Source organism: Flavobacterium branchiicola, assembly GCF_018383905.1.
Taxonomy (GTDB): Bacteria; Bacteroidota; Bacteroidia; order Flavobacteriales; family Flavobacteriaceae; genus Flavobacterium; species Flavobacterium branchiicola.
Genome location: NZ_JAGYWA010000032.1, coordinates 1 through 337, shown reverse-complemented (window position 1 = coordinate 337; position 337 = coordinate 1). Strand labels below are relative to the sequence as shown.

Here is a 337-nt window from a genome sequence, read left to right as displayed (position 1 = left end):
TTCAAAAGAAAGGCGACGACATACTCTCCCACATAACTGCAGTACCATCTGCGCAGGCGGGCTTAACTACTCTGTTCGGGATGGGAAGAGGTGAGCCCCGCCGCAATAACCACCTTAAGGTTGTTAGTCTAAAGTCTAAGGTCTTAAAGTTGTAAAGTCTTTCGACTTTTGACTTTAATCTTTCGACTTAAAGACTGCTCGCGTCGAGCAAATATTTTAACATACTGAGATAAAGAAAGGTTTTTATTATTTAGAAAGTTTCTTCTCTCCCGTCTTTTGGACGGGAGAGAAAAGGGTGTACATAAGCTTACGGATTATTAGTACTACTCGACTATGA

Annotated in this window: 1 rRNA gene; it reads right to left on the bottom strand. The window is 41.2% G+C overall.

Features of this window, described 5'->3' with window-relative positions:
• Positions 1-7: 7 nt before the first annotated feature.
• A 5S ribosomal RNA gene (rrf, locus tag KHA98_RS22800) occupies positions 8-117 on the bottom strand.
• Positions 118-337: the final 220 nt, after the last annotated feature.